Source organism: Nocardia sp. FBN12 (genome assembly GCF_054031145.1).
Genome location: NZ_CM132926.1, coordinates 2,004,641 through 2,028,836 on the forward strand (window position 1 = coordinate 2,004,641; position 24,196 = coordinate 2,028,836).

22 protein-coding genes are annotated in these 24,196 nt (G+C 67.3%); 7 read left to right on the plus strand and 15 right to left on the minus strand.

Annotated elements, in window-relative coordinates:
• Positions 1-27: 27 nt before the first annotated feature.
• Positions 28-618: a TetR/AcrR family transcriptional regulator gene (locus tag ACWZHB_RS09810; protein WP_427907613.1), complete on the minus strand. Its 591-nt coding sequence runs from the start codon at positions 616-618 to the stop codon at positions 28-30.
• Between the two features lie 73 nt (positions 619-691).
• On the opposite strand from ACWZHB_RS09810, the gene ACWZHB_RS09815 reads away from it, so the two are divergent.
• The gene (locus ACWZHB_RS09815; RefSeq protein WP_427907614.1) at positions 692-1,195 is read left to right on the plus strand and encodes a hypothetical protein; all 504 of its coding nucleotides are present in this window, start codon (positions 692-694) and stop codon (positions 1,193-1,195) included.
• Positions 1,192-2,049: a Vgb family protein gene (locus ACWZHB_RS09820; protein ID WP_427907615.1), complete on the plus strand. Its 858-nt coding sequence runs from the start codon at positions 1,192-1,194 to the stop codon at positions 2,047-2,049. Before ACWZHB_RS09815 ends, ACWZHB_RS09820 begins: the two co-directional genes overlap by 4 nt.
• A 109-nt stretch (positions 2,050-2,158) precedes the next feature.
• On the opposite strand, the gene ACWZHB_RS09825 is transcribed toward ACWZHB_RS09820, so the two are convergent.
• The 4 genes from ACWZHB_RS09825 to ACWZHB_RS09840 form a co-directional block, all read right to left on the minus strand.
• A complete protein-coding gene (locus ACWZHB_RS09825; RefSeq protein ID WP_427907616.1) occupies positions 2,159-3,826 on the minus strand; it encodes a VWA domain-containing protein in 1,668 nt (555 codons plus the stop codon).
• Between the two features lie 163 nt (positions 3,827-3,989).
• Positions 3,990-4,244 (minus strand): WhiB family transcriptional regulator, encoded by a 255-nt coding sequence (locus ACWZHB_RS09830; protein ID WP_427907617.1) that lies wholly within the window; start codon positions 4,242-4,244, stop codon positions 3,990-3,992.
• Positions 4,241-4,783 carry an HNH endonuclease gene (locus ACWZHB_RS09835; RefSeq protein ID WP_427907618.1) on the minus strand — a complete coding sequence of 181 codons (543 nt, stop codon included), beginning with the start codon at positions 4,781-4,783 and terminating at the stop codon, positions 4,241-4,243. Before ACWZHB_RS09835 ends, ACWZHB_RS09830 begins: the two co-directional genes overlap by 4 nt.
• Positions 4,784-5,000: 217 nt before the next feature.
• Complete coding sequence (locus ACWZHB_RS09840; protein WP_427907619.1) at positions 5,001-6,233, minus strand: MFS transporter; 1,233 nt, start codon at positions 6,231-6,233, stop codon at positions 5,001-5,003.
• A gap of 84 nt (positions 6,234-6,317) precedes the next feature.
• Here ACWZHB_RS09840 and ACWZHB_RS09845 point away from each other — a divergent pair, with 84 nt between their 5' ends.
• The gene (locus ACWZHB_RS09845; RefSeq protein WP_427907620.1) at positions 6,318-6,770 is read left to right on the plus strand and encodes a winged helix-turn-helix transcriptional regulator; all 453 of its coding nucleotides are present in this window, start codon (positions 6,318-6,320) and stop codon (positions 6,768-6,770) included.
• Positions 6,771-6,823: 53 nt separating this feature from the next.
• Here the strand turns inward: ACWZHB_RS09845 and ACWZHB_RS09850 are convergent, their stop codons facing one another.
• The 5 genes from ACWZHB_RS09850 to ACWZHB_RS09870 are packed head-to-tail and all read right to left on the minus strand — an operon-like array spanning position 6,824 to position 14,028.
• The gene (locus tag ACWZHB_RS09850) at positions 6,824-8,377 is read right to left on the minus strand and encodes a GMC family oxidoreductase (RefSeq protein ID WP_427907621.1); all 1,554 of its coding nucleotides are present in this window, start codon (positions 8,375-8,377) and stop codon (positions 6,824-6,826) included.
• On the minus strand, positions 8,374-9,888 hold the full coding sequence (locus ACWZHB_RS09855) for an aldehyde dehydrogenase family protein (RefSeq protein ID WP_427907622.1): 1,515 nt from the start codon (positions 9,886-9,888) through the stop codon (positions 8,374-8,376). The genes ACWZHB_RS09850 and ACWZHB_RS09855 overlap by 4 nt, the downstream gene beginning before the upstream one ends.
• An 11-nt stretch (positions 9,889-9,899) precedes the next feature.
• Positions 9,900-12,053: a choline BCCT transporter BetT gene (gene betT / locus ACWZHB_RS09860; protein WP_427907623.1), complete on the minus strand. Its 2,154-nt coding sequence runs from the start codon at positions 12,051-12,053 to the stop codon at positions 9,900-9,902.
• A gap of 41 nt (positions 12,054-12,094) precedes the next feature.
• Positions 12,095-13,384, minus strand: coding sequence for an acyl-CoA dehydrogenase family protein (locus tag ACWZHB_RS09865; protein WP_427907624.1), 1,290 nt, complete (start codon positions 13,382-13,384; stop codon positions 12,095-12,097).
• A 2-nt stretch (positions 13,385-13,386) separates the two neighbouring features.
• Positions 13,387-14,028 (minus strand): TetR/AcrR family transcriptional regulator, encoded by a 642-nt coding sequence (locus tag ACWZHB_RS09870; RefSeq protein ID WP_427907625.1) that lies wholly within the window; start codon positions 14,026-14,028, stop codon positions 13,387-13,389.
• Between the two features lie 233 nt (positions 14,029-14,261).
• On the opposite strand from ACWZHB_RS09870, the gene ACWZHB_RS09875 reads away from it, so the two are divergent.
• Positions 14,262-16,439: a malate synthase G gene (locus ACWZHB_RS09875; protein WP_427907626.1), complete on the plus strand. Its 2,178-nt coding sequence runs from the start codon at positions 14,262-14,264 to the stop codon at positions 16,437-16,439.
• Here ACWZHB_RS09875 and ACWZHB_RS09880 read toward each other — a convergent pair.
• Positions 16,382-18,109: an oxidoreductase gene (locus ACWZHB_RS09880; protein ID WP_427907627.1), complete on the minus strand. Its 1,728-nt coding sequence runs from the start codon at positions 18,107-18,109 to the stop codon at positions 16,382-16,384. The two genes, ACWZHB_RS09875 and ACWZHB_RS09880, sit on opposite strands and share 58 nt — an antisense overlap.
• 340 nt (positions 18,110-18,449) lie before the next feature.
• Here ACWZHB_RS09880 and ACWZHB_RS09885 point away from each other — a divergent pair, with 340 nt between their 5' ends.
• On the plus strand, positions 18,450-19,415 hold the full coding sequence (locus ACWZHB_RS09885; RefSeq protein WP_427907628.1) for a ferritin-like domain-containing protein: 966 nt from the start codon (positions 18,450-18,452) through the stop codon (positions 19,413-19,415).
• Positions 19,416-19,541: 126 nt separating this feature from the next.
• Here ACWZHB_RS09885 and ACWZHB_RS09890 read toward each other — a convergent pair whose 3' ends face one another.
• From ACWZHB_RS09890 to ACWZHB_RS09900, 3 genes are all read right to left on the minus strand, one after another.
• Positions 19,542-19,709 (minus strand): CsbD family protein, encoded by a 168-nt coding sequence (locus ACWZHB_RS09890; RefSeq protein ID WP_427907629.1) that lies wholly within the window; start codon positions 19,707-19,709, stop codon positions 19,542-19,544.
• Between the two features lie 249 nt (positions 19,710-19,958).
• Positions 19,959-21,401, minus strand: coding sequence for a phospholipase D-like domain-containing protein (locus tag ACWZHB_RS09895; RefSeq protein ID WP_427907630.1), 1,443 nt, complete (start codon positions 21,399-21,401; stop codon positions 19,959-19,961).
• Between the two features lie 200 nt (positions 21,402-21,601).
• A complete protein-coding gene (locus ACWZHB_RS09900) occupies positions 21,602-21,994 on the minus strand; it encodes a hypothetical protein (protein ID WP_427907631.1) in 393 nt (130 codons plus the stop codon).
• A gap of 140 nt (positions 21,995-22,134) precedes the next feature.
• Here ACWZHB_RS09900 and ACWZHB_RS09905 point away from each other — a divergent pair, with 140 nt between their 5' ends.
• Positions 22,135-22,701: a hypothetical protein gene (locus tag ACWZHB_RS09905; RefSeq protein WP_427907632.1), complete on the plus strand. Its 567-nt coding sequence runs from the start codon at positions 22,135-22,137 to the stop codon at positions 22,699-22,701.
• Positions 22,702-22,784: 83 nt separating this feature from the next.
• On the opposite strand, the gene ACWZHB_RS09910 is transcribed toward ACWZHB_RS09905, so the two are convergent.
• The gene (locus ACWZHB_RS09910) at positions 22,785-23,273 is read right to left on the minus strand and encodes a hypothetical protein (RefSeq protein WP_427907633.1); all 489 of its coding nucleotides are present in this window, start codon (positions 23,271-23,273) and stop codon (positions 22,785-22,787) included.
• A gap of 115 nt (positions 23,274-23,388) precedes the next feature.
• Here ACWZHB_RS09910 and ACWZHB_RS09915 point away from each other — a divergent pair, with 115 nt between their 5' ends.
• A complete protein-coding gene (locus ACWZHB_RS09915; RefSeq protein WP_427907634.1) occupies positions 23,389-24,192 on the plus strand; it encodes a HEAT repeat domain-containing protein in 804 nt (267 codons plus the stop codon).
• The last annotated feature ends 4 nt before the right edge of the window (positions 24,193-24,196 follow it).

The following is a 24,196-nucleotide window of genomic DNA, read 5'->3' on the forward strand; positions in this document are numbered from 1 at the left end:
GCGGGATCTGTTGGCGTAGCGGGTAATTCAGGTGCTGAGGACTGTTGTGGCGAGTGTCGCCGCCACATCGGCGGCTCGGCGTGCCTGCTCGGCCGTGAGCCGTTCGTGGGTGATGAAGAGCCGGTGGAACAGCGGTGCGATGGCGAGCCGGATGATCTCGTCCGCGTCGACATCCGGTGCGAGCTCGCCGCGCGCGACGGCCCGGGCCACGATCGCCGCCGCCTCGTCGTGGCGGGCGGCGTAGAAGCCGCGTAGCGCGTCGGCGGCATCGGGGTGCTGCATGCCCGCGGCGACGAAAGCTGTTGCCACCGAGCCTGCTTCGGGATCGGCGAAGCCCTGGCGGACCAGCTCGGTGAGCGCCCGGAGATCACCGGTGAGGGTGCCCGTGTCCGGGATCGGCCACGGTTGTTCCGCGGCGCGCGCGAGCGCGTCGGCGACCAGCCCTTCAGGGCCGCGCCACCGCCGGTAGACAGTGGTCTTGTGGACCCCGGCCCGTTGGGCGACGGCATCCACGTTCAGGCCCTGATAGCCGTGCTCGGCGAGTTCGGTCGTCGTCGCGTCGAGAACAGCTTCTCTGACCCGGGCACTCCGTCCGCCGGGGCGTCGTTGTGGTTCCAAAAAACAACTCCAGTTGCGTTAGTGGGGACGGTTCTGTAGGTTAAAGCTACACGAGTTGCGATTGGAGCACTGTTTGGCCACTCAACTGACTTTGCACGCGGGCACCGCCGTGTTGGTCTCGCACGACCGGATCTTCCTCGATCGGGTGGTCACCGTGATCATCGACGTCGCCGACGGCGGGCTGACCCGATTCGGCGGCGGCTACACCGGGTTCCTGACCGAGAAGGCGGCCGCGCGGATCCGCTGGGAACAGGCATACACCCAGTGGCGCGGCGAGATCGGGCGTCTGGAGGAGTTCGCTACGAGCACTGCCCAGCAGGTCGCGCCGGGGCGGGCGATGACCGACAACAACAAGATGGCCTACGACCGTAATGCCGGGCGGGTGCAGAGCTCGGTCGCCTCGCGAGTGCGCACTACCGCCGAGCGGTTGCGCAGGCTGCGAGCCGACCAACCACCTCGCGCTCACTCGGGTCGACGAGGTGGAACGGGCGCTGCACGAGTATCGCGGTGCGGTGGTCGTGGTGTCACACGATTGGGCGTTGCGCCGTCGTTTCCGTGGAGTACAGAAGGGAATTGAGAACTTTGGCTGAAATCGTGCAGGTAGTCGATGTACCCGGCGCACCGTACGGGGTCACTGTCGGGCCCGATGGGGCGCTGTGGTTCACCCTGGTCACCCAGGGTGCGGTCGGTCGATACGTGGCGGGGGATATCCGGACCTTTCCGCTCGAACAGGCCGACGGGCAACCGACGGTGATCGTCGCCGGTACCGATGACGCGTTGTGGTTCACCGAGTTCAACGGCGGCAGGCTCGGGCGGATCACCACCGAGGGGGCCGTGACCAGCAGGGGAATGGACGGTCCCTACGGTGCGTGCGTGGGATCGGATGGGGCCCTGTGGCTTACCGAGTTGCAGGCGGGTCGGGTCGCCCGACTCGCCGTGGACGGCACCATCACCCGCGTCGAGGTCGACGGAATGCCGTCGATGATCACGCCGGGACCCGATGGCGCACTGTGGCTTACCGTGAATCAGGGCAACGCGATCGCCCGCGTCGACACCGACCTCGCGCTCCGGGTCCACCCGCTCCTCACGCCTGCGGCTGGTCCCGTGGGAATCACCGCGGGTCCCGACGACGCGTTGTGGTTCGCCGAGATCGGCGCGGGTGCGATCGGGCGGATCGACCTCGATGGCGCCGTCACCGAATTCGCGCTCCCGGACACCGGTGCCCGCCCGCACGCGATCGTTGCCGGTCCCGATGGCGCCCTGTGGTTCACCGAGTGGGCCGGCGGCCGGCTGGGCCGGATCACCCTCGACGGTGAGATCACCCACCTCGACCTACCGGGTGCCGAACCACACGGTCTCACCGTCGACCCCGCCGGGTTCATCTGGGTGGCGATGGAATCCGGTGCGCTGGTGCAGGTATCGCCGTCGTGACCATCCACCCTGGCTCTGTGCTGCTCGGTCCCGGCTGGTCGATCCTGAATCCAGGCCGTAACGGCGCGGATACCGCGACGAATCCCGCTGTGCGCGTAGCTGTCCGAGCCTAGGGCGTAGTGAGCGCCTTGACCACCGCGGTACCGAAGCCGAGGTCGTTGCTCGTCGGCATGCGGGTATAGGTGCCGCCGGTCTGCTCGGCGAGGGTCTGCAGGGTTTGGGTGCCCTGGCCGCCGACTACGACGATGTCGATGCGGATCGGCTTGTCCGACTTGGTCGCCGCGGTGATCTCGCTGACGAGCGCGGGACCGGTCAGCGTCGAGTCGTCGTCGGGGCCGTCGGTGATCAGCAGGATCGAATTCGTTCGGCCGGGGGAGTAGCCCGCCACCGCGGCGCGGTAGGCGGCGAGCAGACTCGGGTAGGCCTGATCCGCGGTGAGCTGGCTCGGTTTCACCGCGGTGACCGCCGAGCCGACCGCGTTGCGCTGGGTATCGGTGAGCAGCTCGGTGTCGACCTGCACCTTGTACGGGGTGGTGCCGTCGAGGTTCTTGCCGAACGTCCACAGGCCGAGCCCGAAGTCGGGCGGCATCACCTGCAGCGTCGAGGCCACGGCGGCGATCGCGTTCGACAGGCGGGTGGTCGATCCCTCCGCGGTGCCCATCGACGACGACACATCGAGCAAGACCGTGCCGTTCACCCCGAGAACCGGGTTCGCGAGCGTCGATTGGACCTTCTCCAGTGCCGCGCGCGCCGGATTCGCCGGTGCCGAGCCGATGGCAGGACCGAAGCCCTCGGTGGCGAGCGCGCCCGCCTGCTCGGGTGCGCGCAGGAAGTCGATGAACCGCGAGGCGATCAGATTCTGGGTCTTGTCGACCCATGGACCCGACAGCAGCGCGGCGGGATAGTCGGCCAGCGGCGCGGTGCCGACGGGCCGGTAGGCGGTGAGCCCACCGGTGCCGAGCTGTTGCTGGGTTGCGGCGACCGCGTGCACGTCGTCGGCGGTGGGATTCGCGCTGATCTTCGACATCGCGGTCATCAGGTCGGCCGGTGTCTCGGCGCCCGCGGCGAGTCCGGAGATCCCGGCGACGACCTGCCCGGAGCTCGCGGCCTGCTCGGTCAACGGTTCGGTCCCCGAGATCGCGGCACCGATCGACGCGGCGGCGGCGGTCGTGGCGTCACCGGTGGGCAGCGCCATCCGTAGCCCGCCCCAGCCGGACAGGCCGACCTCGTCGAGCGAGCCCTGCTGCAGGCGCGGCAGGTCGGCCCAGGCGATCTGGTGCTGTTCGAGCGCTTGGCGCAGGGCATCGGGCACGGCCAGCACGATCGGGCTGGTGGCGATCGAGGCGGGCGTGCCCTCGATCAGACCGGGCACCCGAACCAGCTCGATCGACCGGCTCGAATCGGCGATCCACAGCCCCGGTTGCGGGCCGAGGGCCGGATCCCACTTCGCCGTATCGGCGAGGCCGGCCGCGAGCGCGCTCGACGGGCGTGCCGACACCGTCACCTGCGCGCAGTGGTCGCGCACCCGAGGTTTGGTCGCGTTGAAACGATCGGCTGCGGCCTGCACCGGTCCCGCGATCGCCGGATCGACGGTGACATCGAGCTGCGCGGCCCCCTCGACGCACTCGGCGGCGGCCGCGACATCGGTGGTCGCGGCGCGATCGCTGAGCTGGAACCACGCGAAGACGGCGACGATCACCAGGACGAGTGCCGATGCCGCGATAACCGGACCCTTGCTGATACTTCGAGAACTGGTCCCGTTGCGATGCGTACCCACGCGGCAAGTTTAAGGACACCGCGCGCAACCGCAGCACAGCGCATACCGGTGCGCATTGCCGCAGGTCACAGCGCGCCGTACGCGCGGTCGGCAGTAGGCGCAATCCTGCAGTGTGTGCCGAACAGCCGAGCCGGGTGCCCCAGTGGACACCCGGCTCGGCCGGTCAAGCACGGATCACGCGACCGCGGTCGTATTCACGACCACCCCACACCCCCGACTGACCCGTCTGCGCCGCGTACTCGGTGCACCCCGCGAGCAACGGGCACCCGGCGCAGATCTCGCGGGCGTAGTCGAAGTCCTGCGACGGGTACGGAAACCATGCCTCGTGGTTGGGGTCACCGCGGCAGGCGGCACGGTGCCATTGCCCCGAATCGGACAGGGTCAGCAGTTCGGTCAGTGCGAGGTCGGTGGTGGTCACGGCGCGTACTCCTTCCAGATCCGGCGCTGCTTGCGAGCGAGCGGGTCGGGAGCCTTCGGCTCCCACAACAGCCGCATCCCCGCCTCTTCCGGGGTGCGGTCGGCCTTGCCCGAATTGCACGGGACGCAACAGGCCACGAGATTGCTCCAGGTATTGGGTCCGCCCCGGGAGCGCGGGCGGATGTGGTCGACGGTGTGTGCCCAGTCGGCGCAGTAGCCGCACCGGTGCTTGTCACGACGCAACACCCCGGCCAGCGTGGCGCGGCTGTCGTCACCGATCGGCGTGACGTGCGCCAGGAACACGTATCGCACCAATCGGATGGTCTCGGGCAGCCCGATGACCAGCCGCTGCGACCGGATCGGGAAGTGCGGTACCCGCTCGATGACGGTCTCCGCGGCACCGCTGATCAGCAGTGTCACGGCCCGATCGGCGGTGATCTCGTCGAGGGCCTCGTAGCTGGCGTTCAGCACGAGCACCCGCTGGTGTATCCAGGTGTCGGACGCGGGCACCGCCGAGTTGACGGCATGACGAATCATCATGGGAATCACCATGTTTCGAGAGAAGCGAACGGCGGAGGGAGAAGGCCCGGTCAGGCCACGAACAGGAGACGGCCGGAGCCATCGATACCCAGGCTCATCGCGCCATGGGCCAAATGTGCGCGGCGATAGGTCTTATCCGATTCTCGCTGTGGCGCTTGCTGTTTCACGGCCGTCTCCTCCTCTCGATGCTGCTCGTCGGTTCCTCGCCCGATGCGAATCACCTGCGTGGAATCATGGTGGCATATCGCGTCCGAAATGTCGGCTGATTTATTTTCGGTCGACGGTCGCGCAGCCAGCGCTGGGCCGACCACCACACGGCGAACCCGGCCATGGCGTAGAGGGCACCGAACAGGCAAGAAGCCCACCATCCCCACGAGGTGTACGCCCACGTCGTCGAGACCGCGCCGAGCGCGGAGCCCAGCGAGTAGAAGGCCATGTAGGCGCCGATGACGCTGCCGGCGCGATCCGGGTGTGCGGTGGTCAGCAGATGCTGACTGCTCACGTGCACGGCTTGGACGGCGAAGTCGAGCAGCACGATGCCGACGACGAGCAGCACCAGTGTCGGCCCGGTCCGTGCGATCAGCAACCACGACGCGGCGAGCAGCAGCAGCGACCAACCGGTGATCAGCTGGGCGTGGCCGGCATCGGCCCACCTGCCTGCCCGGCCCGCGCCGAGGGCGCCCGCGAGTCCCACCAGCCCGAACAATCCGATCTCGGTGGTGCCCAAAGACCAGGGCTGCGCACCGAGCGGGAGCGCGAGGCAACTCCAGAGTGATCCGAAAGAGGCGAAAACGAACAACGTGATCAGGCCCCGGCTCAGGAACAGTCGATCCGTGGTCACGAGGCGTCCCATCGACCGCAGAATCCGCGTGTATCGATCACCGGAGGTTCTGACATCCTGGGTCAGGCCGCCTCGGGTAACGACGGCGAGCCCCGCGCACAGCACGGCCAGCAGGGCAAAGACCGCGCGCCAGCCGAACGTATCGCCCAGCAGTCCGGCGACGACCCGGACGCCGAGGATGCCGATCACGACACCGGAGGTGACGGCGCCGATGTTGCGGCCGCGTTCACCGGGCGCGGACACCGCGGCGACATAGGCGACTGTCACCTGCACCACGACCGCGAACACCCCGGCGAAAGCGAGTCCGACCACCGCGACGACACCGTTGGGCGCGGCGGCTGTGACCGCGGCCCCGGCCGCGGTGAGTGCGAGCATTGCGCCGATCAGCCGACGTCGGTTCATCAGATCGCCGAGCGGGACCAGCAGGATCAGCCCGGCGAAGTAACCGATCTGCCCCGCGGCGATCAGGACACCCAGCGACTGCGGCGACAATCCCAGCTCGGTACCCGCCACTGCCAAGACCGGCTGGATCGCATAGATCGTCGACACTGCCACGGCGCACACCGTCGCCAGCATCAACCGCTGTGCTCGCGTAATTCCTGTCACCACCAGACCTCCAAAAGAGTAGCAAATTGAAACCAATTGACGGTAAGGCATAATGGTTTCGAATTGCAACCAACATGGAGGTGGCTGATGAACCCAGCGGCCAGTGCCGACCGCGAATGGACGGATGCCACCTGCCCGGTCGCCAGAACCGTCGACCTGGTGGGTGACCGGTGGAGTCTGCTCATCGTGCGTGACGCCATGGACGGGCCCGCGTCGTTCACTGAGTTCCGGCAGCGGCTCGGGATCGCGCGCAACATCCTCGCCGACCGTCTCCGTCGACTCGTCGAGGGCGGCATCCTCGCCACCAGCGCTACCCCGAGCGGAAAACGGCACGTCTACGAGCTGACCGCCGCCGGGCAGGACCTGTTCACCACCATCGTGGCCCTGCGGCAGTGGGGGGAGGCTCACGCCTTCGCCGACGACGAGCCCCGCTCGGCGCTCGTGGACCGTGACGGCCGACCCCTCGCCGCGCTACACCCGAGCAGTCGGTCCGGCGAGCGGGTCACTGCCGAGACCACCGACGTGCGACGAGTGGACTGAGCGACCTCGAGCGGTGACGGTCGCCTACCGTGCGCGGCGAGCGGGGCCGCTGTTCATCTTCGGTCGGCGGCGACGAGTTCGGCGCAGCGTTCGCCGACCAGCATGACGGTGATGTTCGGGTTGACCGTGGTGTGCGCGGGGAACACCGAGGCATCGGCGACGCGCAGACCGTCGACGCCCTTGACCCGCAGTTCCGGGTCGAGCGGGCTCATCTGGTCGTCGAGCGGACCCATCCGGACCGTGCCGACCGGGTGGTAGACGGTGTTGTGCGTGCGGCGGACATAGTCGGCCAGTTCGGCATCGGTCTGCGCGTCGGGCCCCGGATACAACTCGCGCTTCACCCAGTCCGCCAGCGGCGCGGTCGCGGCGATCTCGCGAGCCTTGCGCAGGCCGGCGATCATCACCCGCATATCGTGGCCCTCGGGGTCGGTGAAGTAGCGCGGGTCGACCTTCGGCTTGTCCCGGAAGTCGCGTGAGCGCAAACGCACGGTGCCGCGTGAGCGGGCATGGGTGACGTTCGGCGTGAGACAGAAGGTGTTCTCGGCGGTCGGGTAGCCCTGTCGCAGCGTGTGCATGTCGAACGGGACGCTGCCGTAGTGCATCATCAGATCCGGCCGGTCGAGACCGTCCTCGGTCGGGGTGAAGATGCCGGCCTCCCACCACTGGGTGGAACTGTCCACCATCGGTCGCGTCGTCTCGAATCCGATCACGCCCTCCGGGTGGTCCTGCAGGTTCGCGCCGACGCCGGGCGAGTCGACGAGCACCTCGATTCCGTTCTCGCGCAGGTGAACCGTAGGTCCGATGCCCGAAAGCATGAGCAGCTTCGGCGAGTCGATGGCGCCCGCGGAGACGATCACCTCCCGGTGCGCGGTGATCCGGGTCGTGCGCCCGAACGCGTTGTCGGTGATGTCGACCCCGACGGCCCGGCCGTTCTCGATCACGATCTTCTTGGCCCAAGCCCCCGTCCGCACGGTGAGGTTCGGCCGGTCGAGATTCGGGTGCAGATAGCTGACCGACGACGACGACCGCGTGCCATCGGAACGCCGGTTGATCTGAAAGAAGTTGGCGCCGTTGACAACTGTGCGACCCGCATTGAACTCCGCGCGCGGAATCCCGACCGCCTCGCAGGCGTCGAGCAGGGCCACCCCGCACGGATCGTTCGGCGGCACCGTCATGATGTGCACCGGCCCGCCGCGGCCGTGGTGCTCGCCGGGAGCGTCGTTGGTCTCGATCTGCGGATACAGCCGATACACCGAATCGGCGCCCCACCCCACGGCACCGTGATCGCGCTCCCACGAGTCGAGGTCCTCCCGCGGCGCCCAGAACGCGATGCAGCTGTTGTGCGAGGAGCAGCCGCCGAGCACTTTGGCGCGGGCGTGGCGCATGAACGAATTGCCGTTCTCCTGCGGTTCGATCGGGTAGTCCCAGTCGTAGCCGGATTCGAGGAGTTCCATCCAGCGGTCGAGGTGCAGGATGGCCGGGTCGTCGACATCGGACGGTCCCGCCTCGAGCAGACAGACCGTCACCGACGGGTCTTCGGACAACCGTGACGCGACAGCCGCCCCCGCGGAACCGCCGCCGACAATCACGTAATCGTATGTGCTCACCGCTGTTCCTCCTGATCGGCGAACCAGCCGGTGACGCCCGGCCGGAGGTTCTCGTAGACGTGTTTGGGCTCGCGATACTCGTTCAGCCCGGATGGTCCGAGCTCACGGCCGACCCCGGAATGCCCGAATCCGCCCCACTCGGCCTGCGGCAGATAGGGCCCGAAGTCGTTGACCCACACCGTGCCGTGCCGCAGCCGGGCCGCGATCCGGCGCGCGCGGGCCGCGTCGCCGGACCACACCCCGCCGGCCAGGCCGTATTCGGTGTCGTTGGCGATGGCGACCGCCTCGTCCTCGGTGGTGAAGGTCTCGATGGTGACGGTGGGCCCGAAGGCCTCATCGTGCACGCACGCCATGGCGCGGGTCGCGCCGTCGATGACGGTCGGCGGATAGAACCAGCCGCCGTCGAGTGATCCCGAGCCCTGATCACCGGTCGCGAACTCGCCACCGGTGCGGATGACAGCACCGTCGGCGCGGGCCGCCTCGACATAGGCGTGCACCTTGTCGCGGTGGGCCGCCGAGATCAGCGGGCCGGTCTCGGTGCCCTCGGCGAAGGGCAGCCCGAGCCGGATCTGTTCGGCGCGGCGCACCAGTTCGTCGACGAAACGGTCGTGCGCTGATTCCTCGATCACCAGTCGCGCACCGGCCGAACACACCTGCCCGGAGTGCAGGAACGCGGCATTGAGCGCGTTGTCCACTGCCGCGGCGAGTCGCTCGTCGGTGTCACAGGCGTCGGCGAAGATCACGTTCGGGTTCTTGCCGCCCAGTTCGAGGGCCACCTTCTTCACCGTGGCCGCGGCCTCGCGCGCGATCACCTTGCCGGTGGCCAGTCCGCCGGTGAAGGAGACCAGGTCGACGGCGGGATGCGACGACAGCGGCGCCCCCGCGGTGGCACCGGCGCCGAGCACCAGGTTGGCCACGCCGGGCGGCACCCCGAGGTCGTGAATGACCGTCATCAGCAGGATCGCCGTGTGCGGGGTCAGCTCGGCCGGCTTGAGGACGAAGGTGTTGCCCGCCGCCAGCGCGGGCGCGATCTTCCACGCTGCCTGCAGCAGCGGGTAGTTCCACGGCGTGATCAGGCCGCAGACGCCGACCGGTTCGTACACGATCCGCGAGTCCACGTCGGCCGAACCCGCGTCGACGACTCGGCCGGCGTCCTCTGCGGCGAGCTTGCCGAAGTAGCGGAAGCAGTTCGCGATGTCGGACATGTCGATGTCGGACTCGTACGGGCGCTTGCCGGTGTCGAGGGTCTCGGCGCGCGTGAACTCGTCGCGGCGGGCGTCGATCGCGTCGGCGATCCGCAGCAGCAGATCACCGCGGTCGGCGGCGCGGGTCTGTCGCCACGGGCCGTCGTCGAAGGCCCGGCGGGCCGCGGTGATCGCGGCGACGGTGTCGTCTCGGTCGGCCTCGGCAACGACTCCGACGAGGGAATCATCTGCCGGACAACGGATGTCGCGAGTCTTACCGGACGCTGACGGGCGCCAGGAGCCGTCGATATAGAGGGTGTCGCTCATGGTGGATCCCTTCACAGTTCGCTGTCGGTGCTGTCGACGTCGCTGGATTCGGGTTCGTGGTGATCGGTCGCCGCCCGGCGCAGGTGCAGATAGCCGAGGTGGCGTTCGTACTGGTCGAGAATGTCGCCGATGATCTGTTCGCGGCTGTAGCCGTTGAGGGAGTAGCCCTGCGAGCCCTCGGCCAGGTAGACCTCGCAGCGGAAGTAGCGATCGCCGGACCGCTGGGCCAGCACGGCGTAGGTCGGGGCCGGTGCCGAGACGGGCCAGATGCCGTATTCGAACCGGGGCTCACTGGCTTGATCGACCAGCAGGCGCGGTGACGGCAGACCCTCGTTGGACTGGGAATCGTCGATGGTCGCCGTCACGCCCATGTGCTCGAATTCCGCTGCCACATCGTGCATCGCCGGATCGACGGTGCCGGTGATGAACCTGCGCGTCGCCGCGGCGCCCGGGTAGTTGATCGTCGAGAGCAACCGCCGCCGCCAGCTGCTGAGTTCGGCCGGGCCACGGCCCGCGGCGAAAGCCTTGGGCAGCGAGGCGCGGTAGCTGTCGAGTTTGAAGGACTCGTTGCGCACCGCGCGCAGCATCGCGATGCCGATCAGCGCGAGGACGAACGAGAAGGGCAGGCCCATGATGATGGTGGCGTTCTGCAGGGTCGTGATGGAGCCGCCCGAACCGGCGAACAACATCGACAGCGTCAGCAGCCCGATCGCGGCGGACCAGAAGATGCGGGTGCTGCGCGCGCAATCAGCCATCGGGTCAGGCAGTTTCGAGGTGAAATTGCCCATGACCAGCGATCCCGAGTCGGCGCTCGTCACGTAGAAGAGCAACCCGGTGACGGTCGCGATGCCGAGCAACAGGGTGGCGCCGGGATATTGCTCGAGCAGCGAGTAGAAGCCGAGTTCGGCTCTGGCCGCGGTCTGCTCGGCGAAGTCCTTGTCGTCTCTGGCGACCTCGAGCGCGCTGTTGCCGAAGACCGAGATCCAGAGCAGCGTGAAGCTGAACGGTACGACGAGCACGCCGAAGATGAACTGGCGCAGCGTGCGTCCGCGCGAGATGCGCGCGAGGAACAGGCCGACGAACGGCGCCCAGGCCACCCACCATGCCCAGAAGAACAGCGTCCAGCTGTCGAGCCAGGTCGACGGCGCGTTCGCCGTCTCCGGATTGCGCTCCCAGGCGAAGGTGTCGAGGGTCCGGTCGGGGAAGGTCGAGAGGTAGTCGCCCGCGTTCTGAGCCAGGCCGTTGAGCAGGAAAGCGGTGTTGCCGGTGACCAGGACGTAGATCAGCAGCGCGATCGCCATGATGACGTTGAGTTCCGACAATCGCCGGATGCCCTTGTCGACACCGGTGGTGGCCGAGATCGTGGTGATGGCGACCGACAACGCGATGAGCCCGATCTGGGCGGCCTTGCCCTGGGAGATCCCGAACAGCTGGTTCAGTCCGTAGTTGAGCTGGACGATGCCGATGCCGAGCGAGGTGGCGATGCCGAAGATGGTGCCCAGCACCGCGGCCACGTCGATCGCGTCGCCCCACCGGCCGTGCACGCGTTTGCCGAAGATCGGATAGAGCGCGGCGCGGATCGTGAGCGGCAGGTTGTGCCGGAACGCGAAGTAGGCGAGCGCGCCGCCCATGAGCGCGTACATCGCCCAGCCGGTGATGCCGTAGTGGAAGATCGTCCAGGCGACGGCGTCGCGGGCGGTCTCGTTGGTTTCGGGCGGGCCGAGCGGCGGGTGCAGGTAGTTGTAGACGGGTTCGGCGACCGAGAAGAACATCAGGTCGATGCCGATACCCGCCGCGAACAGCATCGATGTCCAGGAGAAGAGGCTGTATTCCGGCCGTGATTCCTCCGGCCCGAGCCGGTAGCGGCCGTACCGGCTGGCGCCCAGGAACACGACGAGGCCGAGGATCAGCGTGGCGAGCACGAAGTACCACCAGCCGAACCAGGTGGAGATGAAGGTCTTGACCTCGCCGACAATGGTTTCGGCGCTCGACGGCGAGGCCAGCGCCCAGATCCCGAAGGCGAGCACCGCGCCCGCCGAGATGAGGAACACGGGCTTGTTGACCGAACGCCGGTCGGCTACGGGATGTGCCGGGACCGCGCCGTGCGCGGTCCCGGTCGGTGATCGTTGCGTGCCGTTGTCCCCGGGATTGCTGACACCACCCATGCGAGGCAGGCTAGTTCGTGCCTACCCGCTGATCGGGGATATCAGTGGTTGCCGACCTCGTGTTCGAGTCGGCGCGCCACCAGGTCGCGGGCTTGTTCGCGCAGCGCTGGCCGGTAGCCGCTCGGATACACGGGATCGCCCGGCGCGTAATTCTTGAGCACTTCCTTGGCGAGGGTGATCTTGTGGACCTCGGTCGGACCGTCGGCGATTGCCATGACTTCGGCGTAGGTGGTCATGTCGAGGAAAGGCAGATCGGTGCTCACGCCCATCGCGCCGTGCAGATGCAGTGCGCGGCGGGCGATGTCGTTCATGACAGTCGGCATCGCGATCTTGATGGCGGCGATGTCCTTGCGGACGGCGCGATAGTCCTGGGCCTGGTCGATGCGCCAGGCGGTGCGCAGGACGAGCAGGCGGAACTGTTCCATCTGGATCCAGCTGTCGGCGATGCGTTCCTGGGTCATCTGGAAGCCGCCGACCACACCCTTGCGGGCCGGGCGCGACACCGCGCGCTCGCACATCATGTCGAAGGCTTTGCGCACCAACGCGACCGTGCGCATCGCGTGGTGCACGCGGCCGCCGCCGAGCCGGGTCTGCGCGACGACGAACCCCGCACCTTCCGCGCCGAGCAGATGATCGGCGGGCACTCGCACATCGGTGAATCGCAGATGCGCTTCGTGTTCGCTGAACCCGGGCACGGTGAAGTTGCGCACCAGCTCGAGGCCCGGCGCGTCGGCGGGCACGATGAACATCGACAACCGCTGGTGCGGTTCGGCTTCGGGGTCGGTCACCACCATCACGATGTGGAAGGTGGCGAATTCGGCGGCGGAGTTGAACCACTTCTCGCCGTTGATGACCCACTCGTCACCGTCGCGCACCGCGGTGGTCCGGAACGCGGTGGGGTCCGAGCCGCCGGTGGGTTCGGTCATCGCGTAGCAGGAGCCGATCTCGCCGTCGAGCAACGGTTGCAGGTACTTCGCCTTCTGCTCCTCGGTGCCGAAGTGCGCCAGGATCTCGGCGTTACCGGAATCCGGTGCCTGGCAACCGAAGACGAGCGGCGCCCACATCGAGGTGCCGAGCACTTCGTTGAGCAGCGCCAACTTGAGCTGGCCGAAGCCGGGACCGCCGAGCTCGGGGCCGAGATGGCAGGCCCACAGACCGTGATCCTTGACCTGCTGTTGCAGCGGCCGCATCAGCGCCCGGATCTCGGGGTCGGTCCGGTCGTAGGGATTGGGGTAGAGCAGATCCAGGGGCTCGACCTCGGTGCGAACGAACTCCGCCACCCAGTCGAGTTTGCGCTGGTACTCCGGATCGGTCTCGAAATCCCAAGCCATGGTCAGCCTTTCGTGTTGTCGTCCGTGGCGCGGAGCCCGGACAGGACGGTGTCGGTGAGGATGTCGGCGATCTCGGCGGGGGAGTGGGTGCCGCGCTCGCGGTACCAGTAGCCGAGGGAATTGAGCATGCCGAGCAGGCCGTTGGTGACGATGTGGTCGGCGGTGCGCAGGTGCCCGGCCGCGTGGCCCGCGTCGATGACGTCTTGCCAGAGACGCTGGATCCGGTCGCGGAGCTGTTGCAGGACGACCGCGTGTTCGCGGGTGAGCGCGTCGGCGTCACGCAGGTGCACGGCCACCGCGCGCCGATGCGCGACGATCAGTTCGACGTGGCTGCGAACCAGTTGGCGCAGGGTTTCGACGGGGTCGGATTCGGCCTCGACGATCCGTTCGGCATCGGCGAGCAGTAGCCGGGTGTAGTCGCGCAGGATCGCCCACAGCAGGTCTTCCTTCGAGCCGATGTGGTAGTACAGCGCACCCCGCTGGACGTCGGCTTTCGCGCCGATCTCGGCGACGCCGGTGGCGTGGAACCCGCGTTCGGAGAACAGCTCGAGTGCCGCGTTGTTGATCCGCTCCCGCGTATCCGCGCGCTCGGTGGCGCGGGGACGTCCGCGTCGGCGCACGGGAGCTACTGGTTCGGGTGTCACGGCGCCTCCGTTCGGTCCGGTCCGCGACTTAATGTTCCGATCAGTACATTAATTGCCCGCGCCCCTACAATCAAGGGGTGACCCGCCACGCCCGTGCTGCCGACCTCGGTGGCTCGGCGTGGCGGAATGGGTGGAGCCCGCAGGGCGTTCCACCCACACGAGGTGTCACCTCTACCCACGGGTAACATGACATCGACTTATCCCACCCGGTTTTCACCAAAGTGAGGCAGTAGATGACAGAGCGGATTCAGGTCGGCGGGCTCCAGGTGGCGAGCGTTCTTCACGATTTCATCGAGAACGAGGCGCTCCCCGGTACCGGCGTAGATTCCGCCGCGTTCTGGGCCGGTGCCGAGCAGATCATCAACGACCTCGCCCCGCGTAACCGCGCTCTGCTCGCTGAGCGCGACGAGTTCCAGGGCAAGCTCGACGCTTGGCACGGCGAGAACCCCGGCGCCGGCTACGACAAGGCCGCCTACAAGCAGTTCCTGACCGAGATCGGTTACCTGAAGCCCGAGCCCGCGCCGTTCCAGATCGGCACCGGCAACGTCGACACCGAGATCGCCACCACCGCGGGCCCGCAGCTCGTGGTGCCGGTGATGAACGCGCGCTTCGCGATCAACGCCGCAAACGCGCGCTGGGGTTCGCTCTACGACGCGCTCTACGGCACCGACGCCATCCCCGAGGCCAACGGCGCGGAGAAGGGCAGCGGCTACAACCGCGTGCGCGGCGACAAGGTCATCGAGTGGGGCCGCAACTTCCTCGATGACGCCGTCACCCTGATCACCGGTTCGCACATCGGTTCGTCGTACTACAAGATCGTCGACGGCGAGCTCGAGATCGGCCTGGAAGACGGCACCGACATCGGCCTGGCCGACCCGTCGCAGCTCGTCGGCTACCTCGGCGACCCCGAGGCTCCGACCTCGATCCTGCTCAAGCACAACGGGCTGCACATCGAGATCCAGGTCGACGCCACCTCGCCGATCGGCTCCACCGACACCGCCGGTGTCAAGGACATCGTGCTCGAGTCCGCGCTCACCACGATCATGGACTTCGAGGACTCGGTCGCCGCGGTCGACGCCGACGACAAGGTCGTCTGTTACCGCAACTGGCTCGGCCTGATGAAGGGCGACCTGGCCGAGGAAGTCGCCAAGGGCGGCAAGACCTTCACCCGCACCATGAACCCCGACCGCGTGTTCACCGCGCTCGACGGTTCCGAGCTGGTCCTGCACGGTCGTTCGCTGCTGTTCGTGCGCAACGTGGGCCACCTGATGACCTCCGACGCGATCATCGACGCCGAGGGCTACGAGGTGCCCGAGGGCATCATGGACGGCCTGATCACCTCGCTGGTCGCCGTGCACTCGCTCAACGGTGACAACACTCGCCTCAACTCGCGCACCGGCTCGGTCTACATCGTGAAGCCGAAGATGCACGGCCCCGACGAGGCCGCGTTCACCAACGAGCTGTTCGGCCGGATCGAGGACGTCCTCGGCCTGACCCGCAACACCCTCAAGGTCGGCATCATGGACGAGGAGCGCCGCACCACGGTCAACCTCGCCGCATCGATCGAGGCCGCCAAGGACCGCGTTGTCTTCATCAACACCGGCTTCCTCGACCGCACCGGCGACGAGATCCACACCTCCATGGTGGCCGGGCCGATGGTCCGCAAGGCCGAGATGAAGGCCCAGACCTGGATCACCTCCTACGAGGACTGGAACGTCGACACCGGCCTGGCCAAGGGCCTGCCCGGCAAGGCGCAGATCGGCAAGGGCATGTGGGCCATGCCCGACCTGATGGCGGGCATGCTCGAGCAGAAGATCGGCCACCCCAAGGCCGGCGCCAACACTGCCTGGGTGCCCTCGCCGACCGCCGCCACCCTGCACGCCACCCACTACCACCTGGTGGACGTGTTCAAGCAGCAGTCGCAGATCGCCAAGGGTGGCCCCCGCGCCACCGTCGACCAGATCCTCGAGATCCCCCTGGCCCAGTCCACCGACTGGACCGACGAGGAGAAGCGTCAGGAACTGGACAACAACTCCCAGGGCATCCTGGGCTACGTGGTCCGCTGGATCGATCACGGTGTCGGCTGCTCCAAGGTGCCCGACATCAACGACATCGGCCTGATGGAAGACCGTGCCACCCTGCGCATCTCGAGCCAGCTGGTCGCCAACTGGCTGCGCCACGGCATCGTCACCGAGGCCGACGTGATCGCCAGCCTCGAGCGGATGGCCCCGGTCGTCGACCGCCAGAACGCGAACGACAAGACCTACCGCCCGCTGGCCCCGAACTTCGATGACAACATCGCGTTCCAGGCCGCCAAGGAACTGGTCCTGGAAGGCACCACGCAGCCCAACGGCTACACCGAGCCGATCCTGCACCGGCGTCGCCGCGAGTTCAAGGCCGCGCAGAAGTAGTGGTGTCGATTCCTTGAAAAGTAGCTCGTAGCAGCACTTTTCGATTGAGGCCCCGCGTCGGAGAAATCCGAGGCGGGGCCTCTGCCGTCACCGGAGATCACCGGCCGACGCCTCAGGCCAGTTTGGGTCACCTCGCGGCGGAAGGGCACCTCGTCGTTGGACGGCAGTTCGGCGTCGAACTCCTCGGCGGCGCGGCGGCCCGACCAGACGGCCGCGGCGATCGTGGCGGGCGCCCAGGAGTCGCCGATGCCGCGTACCGACTGCAGCTCGCCCTGCGCACGGAGCCCCTCGAGTTCGAGGTAGAGCTCTTCGCGTGGCAGGCGGGCGGTCACCATGACCACGGCGTCGCACTCGACCTCTCGGACGGCGCCGGCGTACACGTCCGTCACCTCGACCCCTCCGACACCGACGCGAGTCACGGCGTGGTCGGTGATCCGGGTGACGCCGTTCTCGATGAGACGGCGCTGGATGCGGTTGACCTCGAAGGTGTTGTTCGTCCAGGCGGACACCTGCGACTGTGTGGTGACGATCGAGACGTCGTAGCCCTGCAGGGCGAGAAGTTCCGAGACGACTCCACCGAGGTAGTAGTGGTCGTCGTCGTACACGACCACCGTCTTGCCCTCCGGGAGTCGACCCGCGAACAGGTCGTCCGGTCCGAGCACCTGCGCACCCTCGGCGATCGGAAGCGGTGTGGTGTGGAAGCGGGCGACACCGTCCGTGCGCCACGTCGCACCGGTGGCCACCAGCACGTGCTGGAAACCGAACTCGATGATGTCGGCGGCCGTCATCGAGCTCTCTCGGAAGACCTCGACGTTCGGCAGTTCGGCGATCGCGGCCTCGCGGTACTCCTGGACGCGTCCCCACGCCGACAGGCCCGGCAGTCGCGACTCCTGGCGCACCCGGCCGCCGAGATCTCGACGCGCCTCGATGAGCGCGACGTCGTACCCGCGCATCCCGAGCGCACGGGCCGCTTCCAGACCCGACGGTCCGGCACCGACCACGAGGACCTGGGAGTCGCTGCCCTTCGCCCGGATCCGCTCCGGATGCCAGCCACGCCGCCACTCCTCACCCATGCTGGGGTTCTGGGTGCAGCGAATCGGTGACATGGTGAGGTCTCCGGAGACACAGATATTGCAGCCGATGCACTCGCGGATCAAGTTCAACCGGCCGTCGCGTATCTTGTTCGGCAGGAAGGGATCGGCGATCGACGGTCGGGCCGCGCCGATCAAGTCGAGGATGCCGGCCTTGATCTGGCGGACCATCGCGTCCGGTGACGTGAAGCGCCCTACGCCGACAACCGGCTTGGTGGTCAGCTTCTTGAGACCGGCGACGAACTCCTCCTGGTTGCCCTCCGGAGCGAACCGGGACGTCACCGAGTCACCTTCCCAGCTGCCCATCGCGAAGTCCCACAGGTCGGGCAGCTCGCCGAGCTCGCGCAGGACGCCCTCGATATCCTCGCGCGTGATGCCGCCGGCGATCTCCTCCTCCACGGTGATCCGGCACGCGACGGCTGCCCGGCCCGCGCACTCCTCGAGGGTGTACTCGAGCAGCTCACGCAGCAGGCGCATCCGGTTGAGCAGCGAGCCGCCGTCGGGCTTCAGCTCGTATCGTGCGGCGATCGCGAAGCCTTTGATGGCGGCTTTGGTCGCGACGTAGGACGATCGGCCCACCGAGTGTCACAGATGAAAAGTGTAGTTTCGCAAAACTATTTGGTGCTGAGCACTATTGGGCACTGATAGGTACGGTCGGGGAAACTGGAACCCGAGCCGAGCGGTCGCAGTTTCAAATCCTGTCGGCCCGACAGTGAATACCCCGCACCATCGAAACCGGGCTCGCCACCCGCCCCGGCGTGAGCCTCGCCCCGCGCCCGGCACCGGGACAGGGCAGTGGTTTGTCGCCGCGAACGGTCGGAAACTATTGCGGCACAATGTTTGAAACGCAAGTGCGGGGTAGTCGACATAGTGGTGCAGCGTTGCGCCTCCCTGATGCCGACCTCGAAGGAACGATTTCATGAGCACACGCAACACCGCTACGACCTTGCTCGCGCAACTGCGCGTTATCCGCGATTTGACGGATACCGAAATCCGAATCGCCGAGACTCGAATCGCACAGGCTCGCACTGAGGCTGTACGTCGTGAGCTGGCTGAGAACGCCGACAACGCCCGTGCCCGCGCAGAAGCCATCGAGGCCGCGATCCGTGAGCTGGGTGGCGCGCCGGAGCGGGTGGGTCCGTTCATCGGACGGGCTGCCGCTGCGGTCAAGGCGATCGGCGAACAAGCCCAACCGTTCGACGAAGCCCTGCTCGGAGACCTCGTCCTCGAACATCAGCTGCTCGACCGTGCCCGCTATGTCAAAGCGCTCGCCACCACCGTGGAGAACACCGATGTAGTGGCAGTGGCGCAGCGGTTGATCACCGCCCATACGGCCACCGTGGAATGGTTGACGACCGTCCTCGCCGAGGACGCACTCGGCGGGCCTGCGGCATTGCGTCGTACACCGATGCAGGCGGTCGCGGGGACCGCGGTGAAGCTGATCAACATCCCGGTTACGTGGTCTACGCGCAGCATCGACCGCGCGTTGGACACCTTCCGCGCCGCACCGCCGGCACTGAGCGAGTTGCTCGCCAGGAGCGCGCATGTGGGCGATGTCGCCGTGAAATCCCTCGCGGCCTCGCGCGATGCTGTTCTCGAATCCACCGAGCAGGTCTCGCGGCGTGAAGGCGCGGACTCCACCGCCGAGACAATGCACTCACTGCGCACCACCACCGGCCTTCTCGACCCCATCGAGCTGCCCATCAGTGGCTACGAAGACTTGAATGTCGCCCAGGCGGTGGCCGCGATCAAGGAACTCACCGATCCCGCCGCAGTCCGGATGATCCTCGCCTACGAGGAAGCGCACAAAACGCGCCAGGGTGTCGTTTCGGCCGCGCAAACCCGGGTCTCGGTGATCGCCCGAGAAGTCAGTGGGCTGAACTGAGAAGTCCCCTGACAGCCACCCCGTCGGTGCCGACCACAGCCGCGGCACCGACTGCGGGGCTCAGATTTCGTCGACAACCGCACGGGTGATCGCTGATCCAGCGGCGGGGGCGGGGTCGGTTCGGAGCTATCGTTTGAAGGCGTCTCTGACCTTGGCAGCGGCCAATTTCAGGTTGCCCCTGGCCTGGTCGGCACGGCCTTCGGCCACGAGGCGCTGGTTACCGGTCGCCCGACCGATCACCTTCTTCACTCTGCCCTTGGTGGCCTCGGCCGAGTGCGCGAACTTCTTGCTCATACTCATGGTGGTGCACTACTTCCTCGATCCGTCGCCGCCGAACGCCCACCGGCACCGGGCGGCGACAGTCGGCCGGCGGCCACTGCGGATGGCACCAGTCAACGCGGCGATCCCGACGGTGTCAACGACGTCGACTGTGCCAGAACGGGATTCGTTCTCGCGGATGCGGCAGGTGACCCGGTGGCGCTGACCTTGCCCCGCGGAGGAGGCGGCAGTGCTCATCGAGTCGACCCCACGGGGCCGAACGGCTCAACTCGGAAAGAGGATGTTCCACAGTCTTGTCGGGGTGCGTTCGGGATCCATGAGGTCGTTTTCGGCCAAGAGGCTGTCCTCGTTCGCGACGGTTTCGGGGTCGAATCGGATCAGGGATCGGCCGTCGCCGCGTAGTGCTTCGACGGTGCGCACGAGCGAGGATGTTTCGGCGAGGGTGGCGTCGAACTTCGCGGGGTCGGCGTCGAGGTGTTCGCAGAGCAGGCGGCGGCGGATGCCGAGAATGGTTTCGCGCAGGAGTTCGCCGTCGGCGGTCGCCGGGGTGACCTCGACGGCGAGGTCGCATTCGGTGTCGAAGCCCATTGATCGATTGTTGAGGTTCGATGATCCGACCCGCAGGAGCCGGTCGTCCATCACCAGCACCTTGGCGTGGACATAGATGGGCGCACCGGCGGCGGTGACCGGATAGTAGACGCCGAGCCGGTTGCCGACATCGGCTTTCCACAGCAGGTGCAGGAGCCGTCGGCGGGCGCCGTCCATCGCCGCTTGCTCGAGCCAGCCGTCGGCGTGGCGGGGGAGTATCAGCACGATCTCCGGGCCGTTCGGTTCGCGCAGGCGCGCGGCGATCGCCTCGGCGAGGGTGCGCGACGCCAGGTATTGGCTCTCGATGTACAGCGAGCGGGCGGCGCCCGCGATCGCCGCGCGATACAGCGCCTCGATCTCGCGGACCTCGGTGCGGTCGGCGAGCTCGGGAAGGGTACGGGCGATCCCCACGTCGACGGACCGCATCGTCGGCTCCAGGTCTTGCGGCCACGGCCCGTCCCCGGCGATCTCGTCGACCGGGCGCAGTTCTTGCCCCGTGGCCGATTTCCATCTGGCGCGGGCCAGTTCGCCGATCGCCTTCGCGGCGGCGCCGTCCACGGCGGTGGTCGCATCGTGCCAAGGGCCGTAACGGTTGCCGTTCGGCGCGGTTCGGTAGGTGTTGTCGTCGCGGTGGTCGCTGGTGTCCCAGCGGTCGACGGTCATATCGATGCCGCCGCAGAACGCGAGTTGGTCATCGATCACGATGATCTTCTGATGATGCGCTGACCCGATGGGGTGCGCGCCGTCCATTTCGAAGTGCAGGCGTCGGTCGGTCATCCAATTGACGACGAAGATCGGTGTCATCCGCCGGCCGATCGCGGCGAACGCACCGACATTCCATTTCAGCAGGTAGATCTCGAGATCCGGACGTTGTTTCGGCAGCCAGGACAGGAACTTGCCGAGCCGATCCGGCCCCTGGAGGGTCTGGCCCTGCGGTTCGAACTTGATCCGGGTGTCGAAGTCCCAGCCGATCAGCACAATGCGTTTGCGGGCCCGCAGCATCGCGGCTTTGGCAAAGCGGAAATAGTCCGCCGCGTCGACGATGCAGGCCAGGCGATCTGCCCGGGCGATCTGCCAGCAGGTTTCTCCGGGAGAGAGGATTTGCCGCGCGTCGCTCATGTGTCGTCAGTCCCCTCGTCCGTACCCGTCCCCGCAGGTGAAGGACTCACCATACTGGGTGGACCGTCGGCCACGAGAACCCACCGGGCACTGCGCCTTCCGCACGTCAGTACTGCGATCCTGCGCGCAGGCTCCGAATTGGCGTCTTGCGAATTCGGGCTGCTCGGCGTCGCGCAACGCCGTGAAGCGTGTCGGCTCCCTCAGGGCGCGTCCAACACACTTGCCGGGACCCCGTAGGGCAGAAACCGCACCCGTCGGCGATCGTCGGTGTTGTCGCGATGTGCGCGTAGGGCCTCGAGTTCGGTCGGAAATACCTGGTCGACATGAGCCTGGCCGAGGTCGTCGACGCTGAAGATCGCCCACACCCCGCTGCCGGTGTCACCGGCGGTCTCGCCCTCGGGCTTCGGTGGACGCGGCCGTTGCGGCTGGAAGAACTGACCGACCAACGATGTCAGTGAACCGACGCCGGCATGATCTACGCGGTCCAGGTACACGCCGGCTTTTCCGAGCAGGTCGCGGAGTTCGGTTTCTGCCCCGCGCAGTGCACGTTCGAAATCTTCTGGATCGATGCCGAATGGTCCGTTCGCTGCCATCGCATGTGCTCCTGGGGACGAGTCGGGCGTTACCCCCACAGTGTCCTCGCGAAACGATGACTTCGCCATTGACGTCGACCGCGCGGCGAACGACGGCGTCGTCCTGGTCTTCCGGGCTTTGTCGTTCTAGGGTGCTGATCATGTCGAAGGTGGGGACGTCGGGGGCGGTCGCGACGCCGCGAGGGTGGCGACAGGCGATGCGGTCGACAACGGCGACGGCTTGCCTCGGGATCGCGGTGCTTTTGTTCGAGGTGGTCACTGATTACAGTTTGCTCGCTCTGCTGGTGGCAGCCGCTGTGCTGATCGTTGCCGGGGTGGCGTGGATGGTGCTCGCCGCGGCCGGCTGCGCCAAGTATCGGGAGTATCCGGCGGTCGCTGCCGCTCCGATCGTGGTGGGTCTCGGCCTCGGGTCGGTGTATTCCGGAGTGCCGGACCGGCTTGCCTGGTGGCTCTCCGAAGGATCGTTCACACAGGTCGCGCAGGATTGCCCGAACGGCGGTGGTGCCTGGTTCGGTGTCATGCACGTCGACAATGTCTATCGGTCCGACGGCGGATGCGTGTTCGCGATCTACGCCACCGACGGCGGCGTGGCCTACTTCGCTCCTGGCACAACGGCGCCGGGCGGACCACCGCAGCCCTACCGTCACGTATACGAGCCCTTCGCCCCGAACTGGTATCGGTTCAGCACGCCCATCCTGCACGACTGACTCGCAAGCTGAAACACGGCCGACACGATCAGCCGGAGCCTATTGCGCAAGAACGAGATCGGTGGGGGAAAGCTCGCCGCGTTTCATCGCGAGTGGCCTGTTGTAGGCGGGAATGGGCGAGCACCGCGAGAGCTGCCGCCTGATCCGGTAGGACCGCGTCGTCGAACACGACCCGGGGGAGTGGTTGAACTCGGCGGTTGCCGGGTCGATGTGGTCGGGGTGGTGTGCAGCCCGAGGAAGGTGCCGGGGACTCGGTCCAGGACGAAAGCGAAGTCTTGCGAGCCCATCATCGGGGTGGGCACGGTGAGCGGGATGGCATTGGTGGCCTCGGTCGACGTTTCGACCCGGGTGACGGAGATGATCACGGGGTCGAACGCGTCGAACTGACGGGTCGCCAATGTCTGCAGCGCCAGGATGATCTCGGCCGCGACCGGGTCAACGGTTTGGTGTGGCTGCGAACCGTGACCGCCTCGAGCAGCGGTGATGTCGATGGTGCGCAGCATCAGCATATCCAGCGTGCACGCGAGGAAGGCGGCAACGCAGATGATCCACATCATGTTGTCGCTATCCACGTCGGCGTAGTGCCGACTGCTTGCGGTCGCCGCTCACGTGCGGCCGTGCCCAGTAGCTCCGATCGGGCGATCACGGCGGTCTTGGGAGGTGATCGTCACCAGGTACCGTTGGGCGGTGAACCCAGCCGACGTGCGACTCCTCAAAGACGGTGACCTCGAGACCCGCGAGGAAAACCTGCGGCAACTGCTCCTGCAGGCCGAGGACGGCGACACGTCGGCCAAGCAAACACTGCGCACACTCGTGCGCGACTACCCCGACTACCACCGGTCGCTCTACAGCCGGGCGCTGAACCGGGCGGAGGTCTTCGGCGACGACACTCTGCGCGAACCCCTGCTCGCGTCCCTCGCCGACACCCGCTACAACTGCCAGGCATGGGCCGCGATGGGCTGCGCGGCTCTCGGCTTCCGCGAAGCCGTCCCCGGCTTGGTCGCGATGCTGGGCCACTCACAGGACATCGCCCGCGACCAGGCGGTCATCGCGCTGGGCGCCCTCGGCGACGAGTCGGTCGTCCCGGACCTCGCGCCCCTACTGCGGGACTCGATCAGCGGAATGCGCGAACGGGCCGCTGAAGCTCTCGGCATGATCGGCGGCGACGCGGCACTGGCCGCCCTCTGGGACGAATTCGAGAACCGCCGCTACTACCGGATCGGCTACATCGCCAGCGCACTGTCCGAATTCGCACCGGACATCATTCCGAGGCTGGTCGAGGCGGCCTCGAGCGAGGACCCCGACAAGCGCTACTGGGCAGCCGTCGCACTCGGTTCGACCGGCGACGATCGCGTAGTGCCCACCCTGGAACGACTGATGGCCACCGACCGTGGCTCGACAGTCTTCGACGGCATGGTGAGTGTCGCCGCGAAGAAGGGTCTGCGCACACTACGCCGCATCCAGGCCGCGATCGCCGCCCGCGAATCCTGAATTC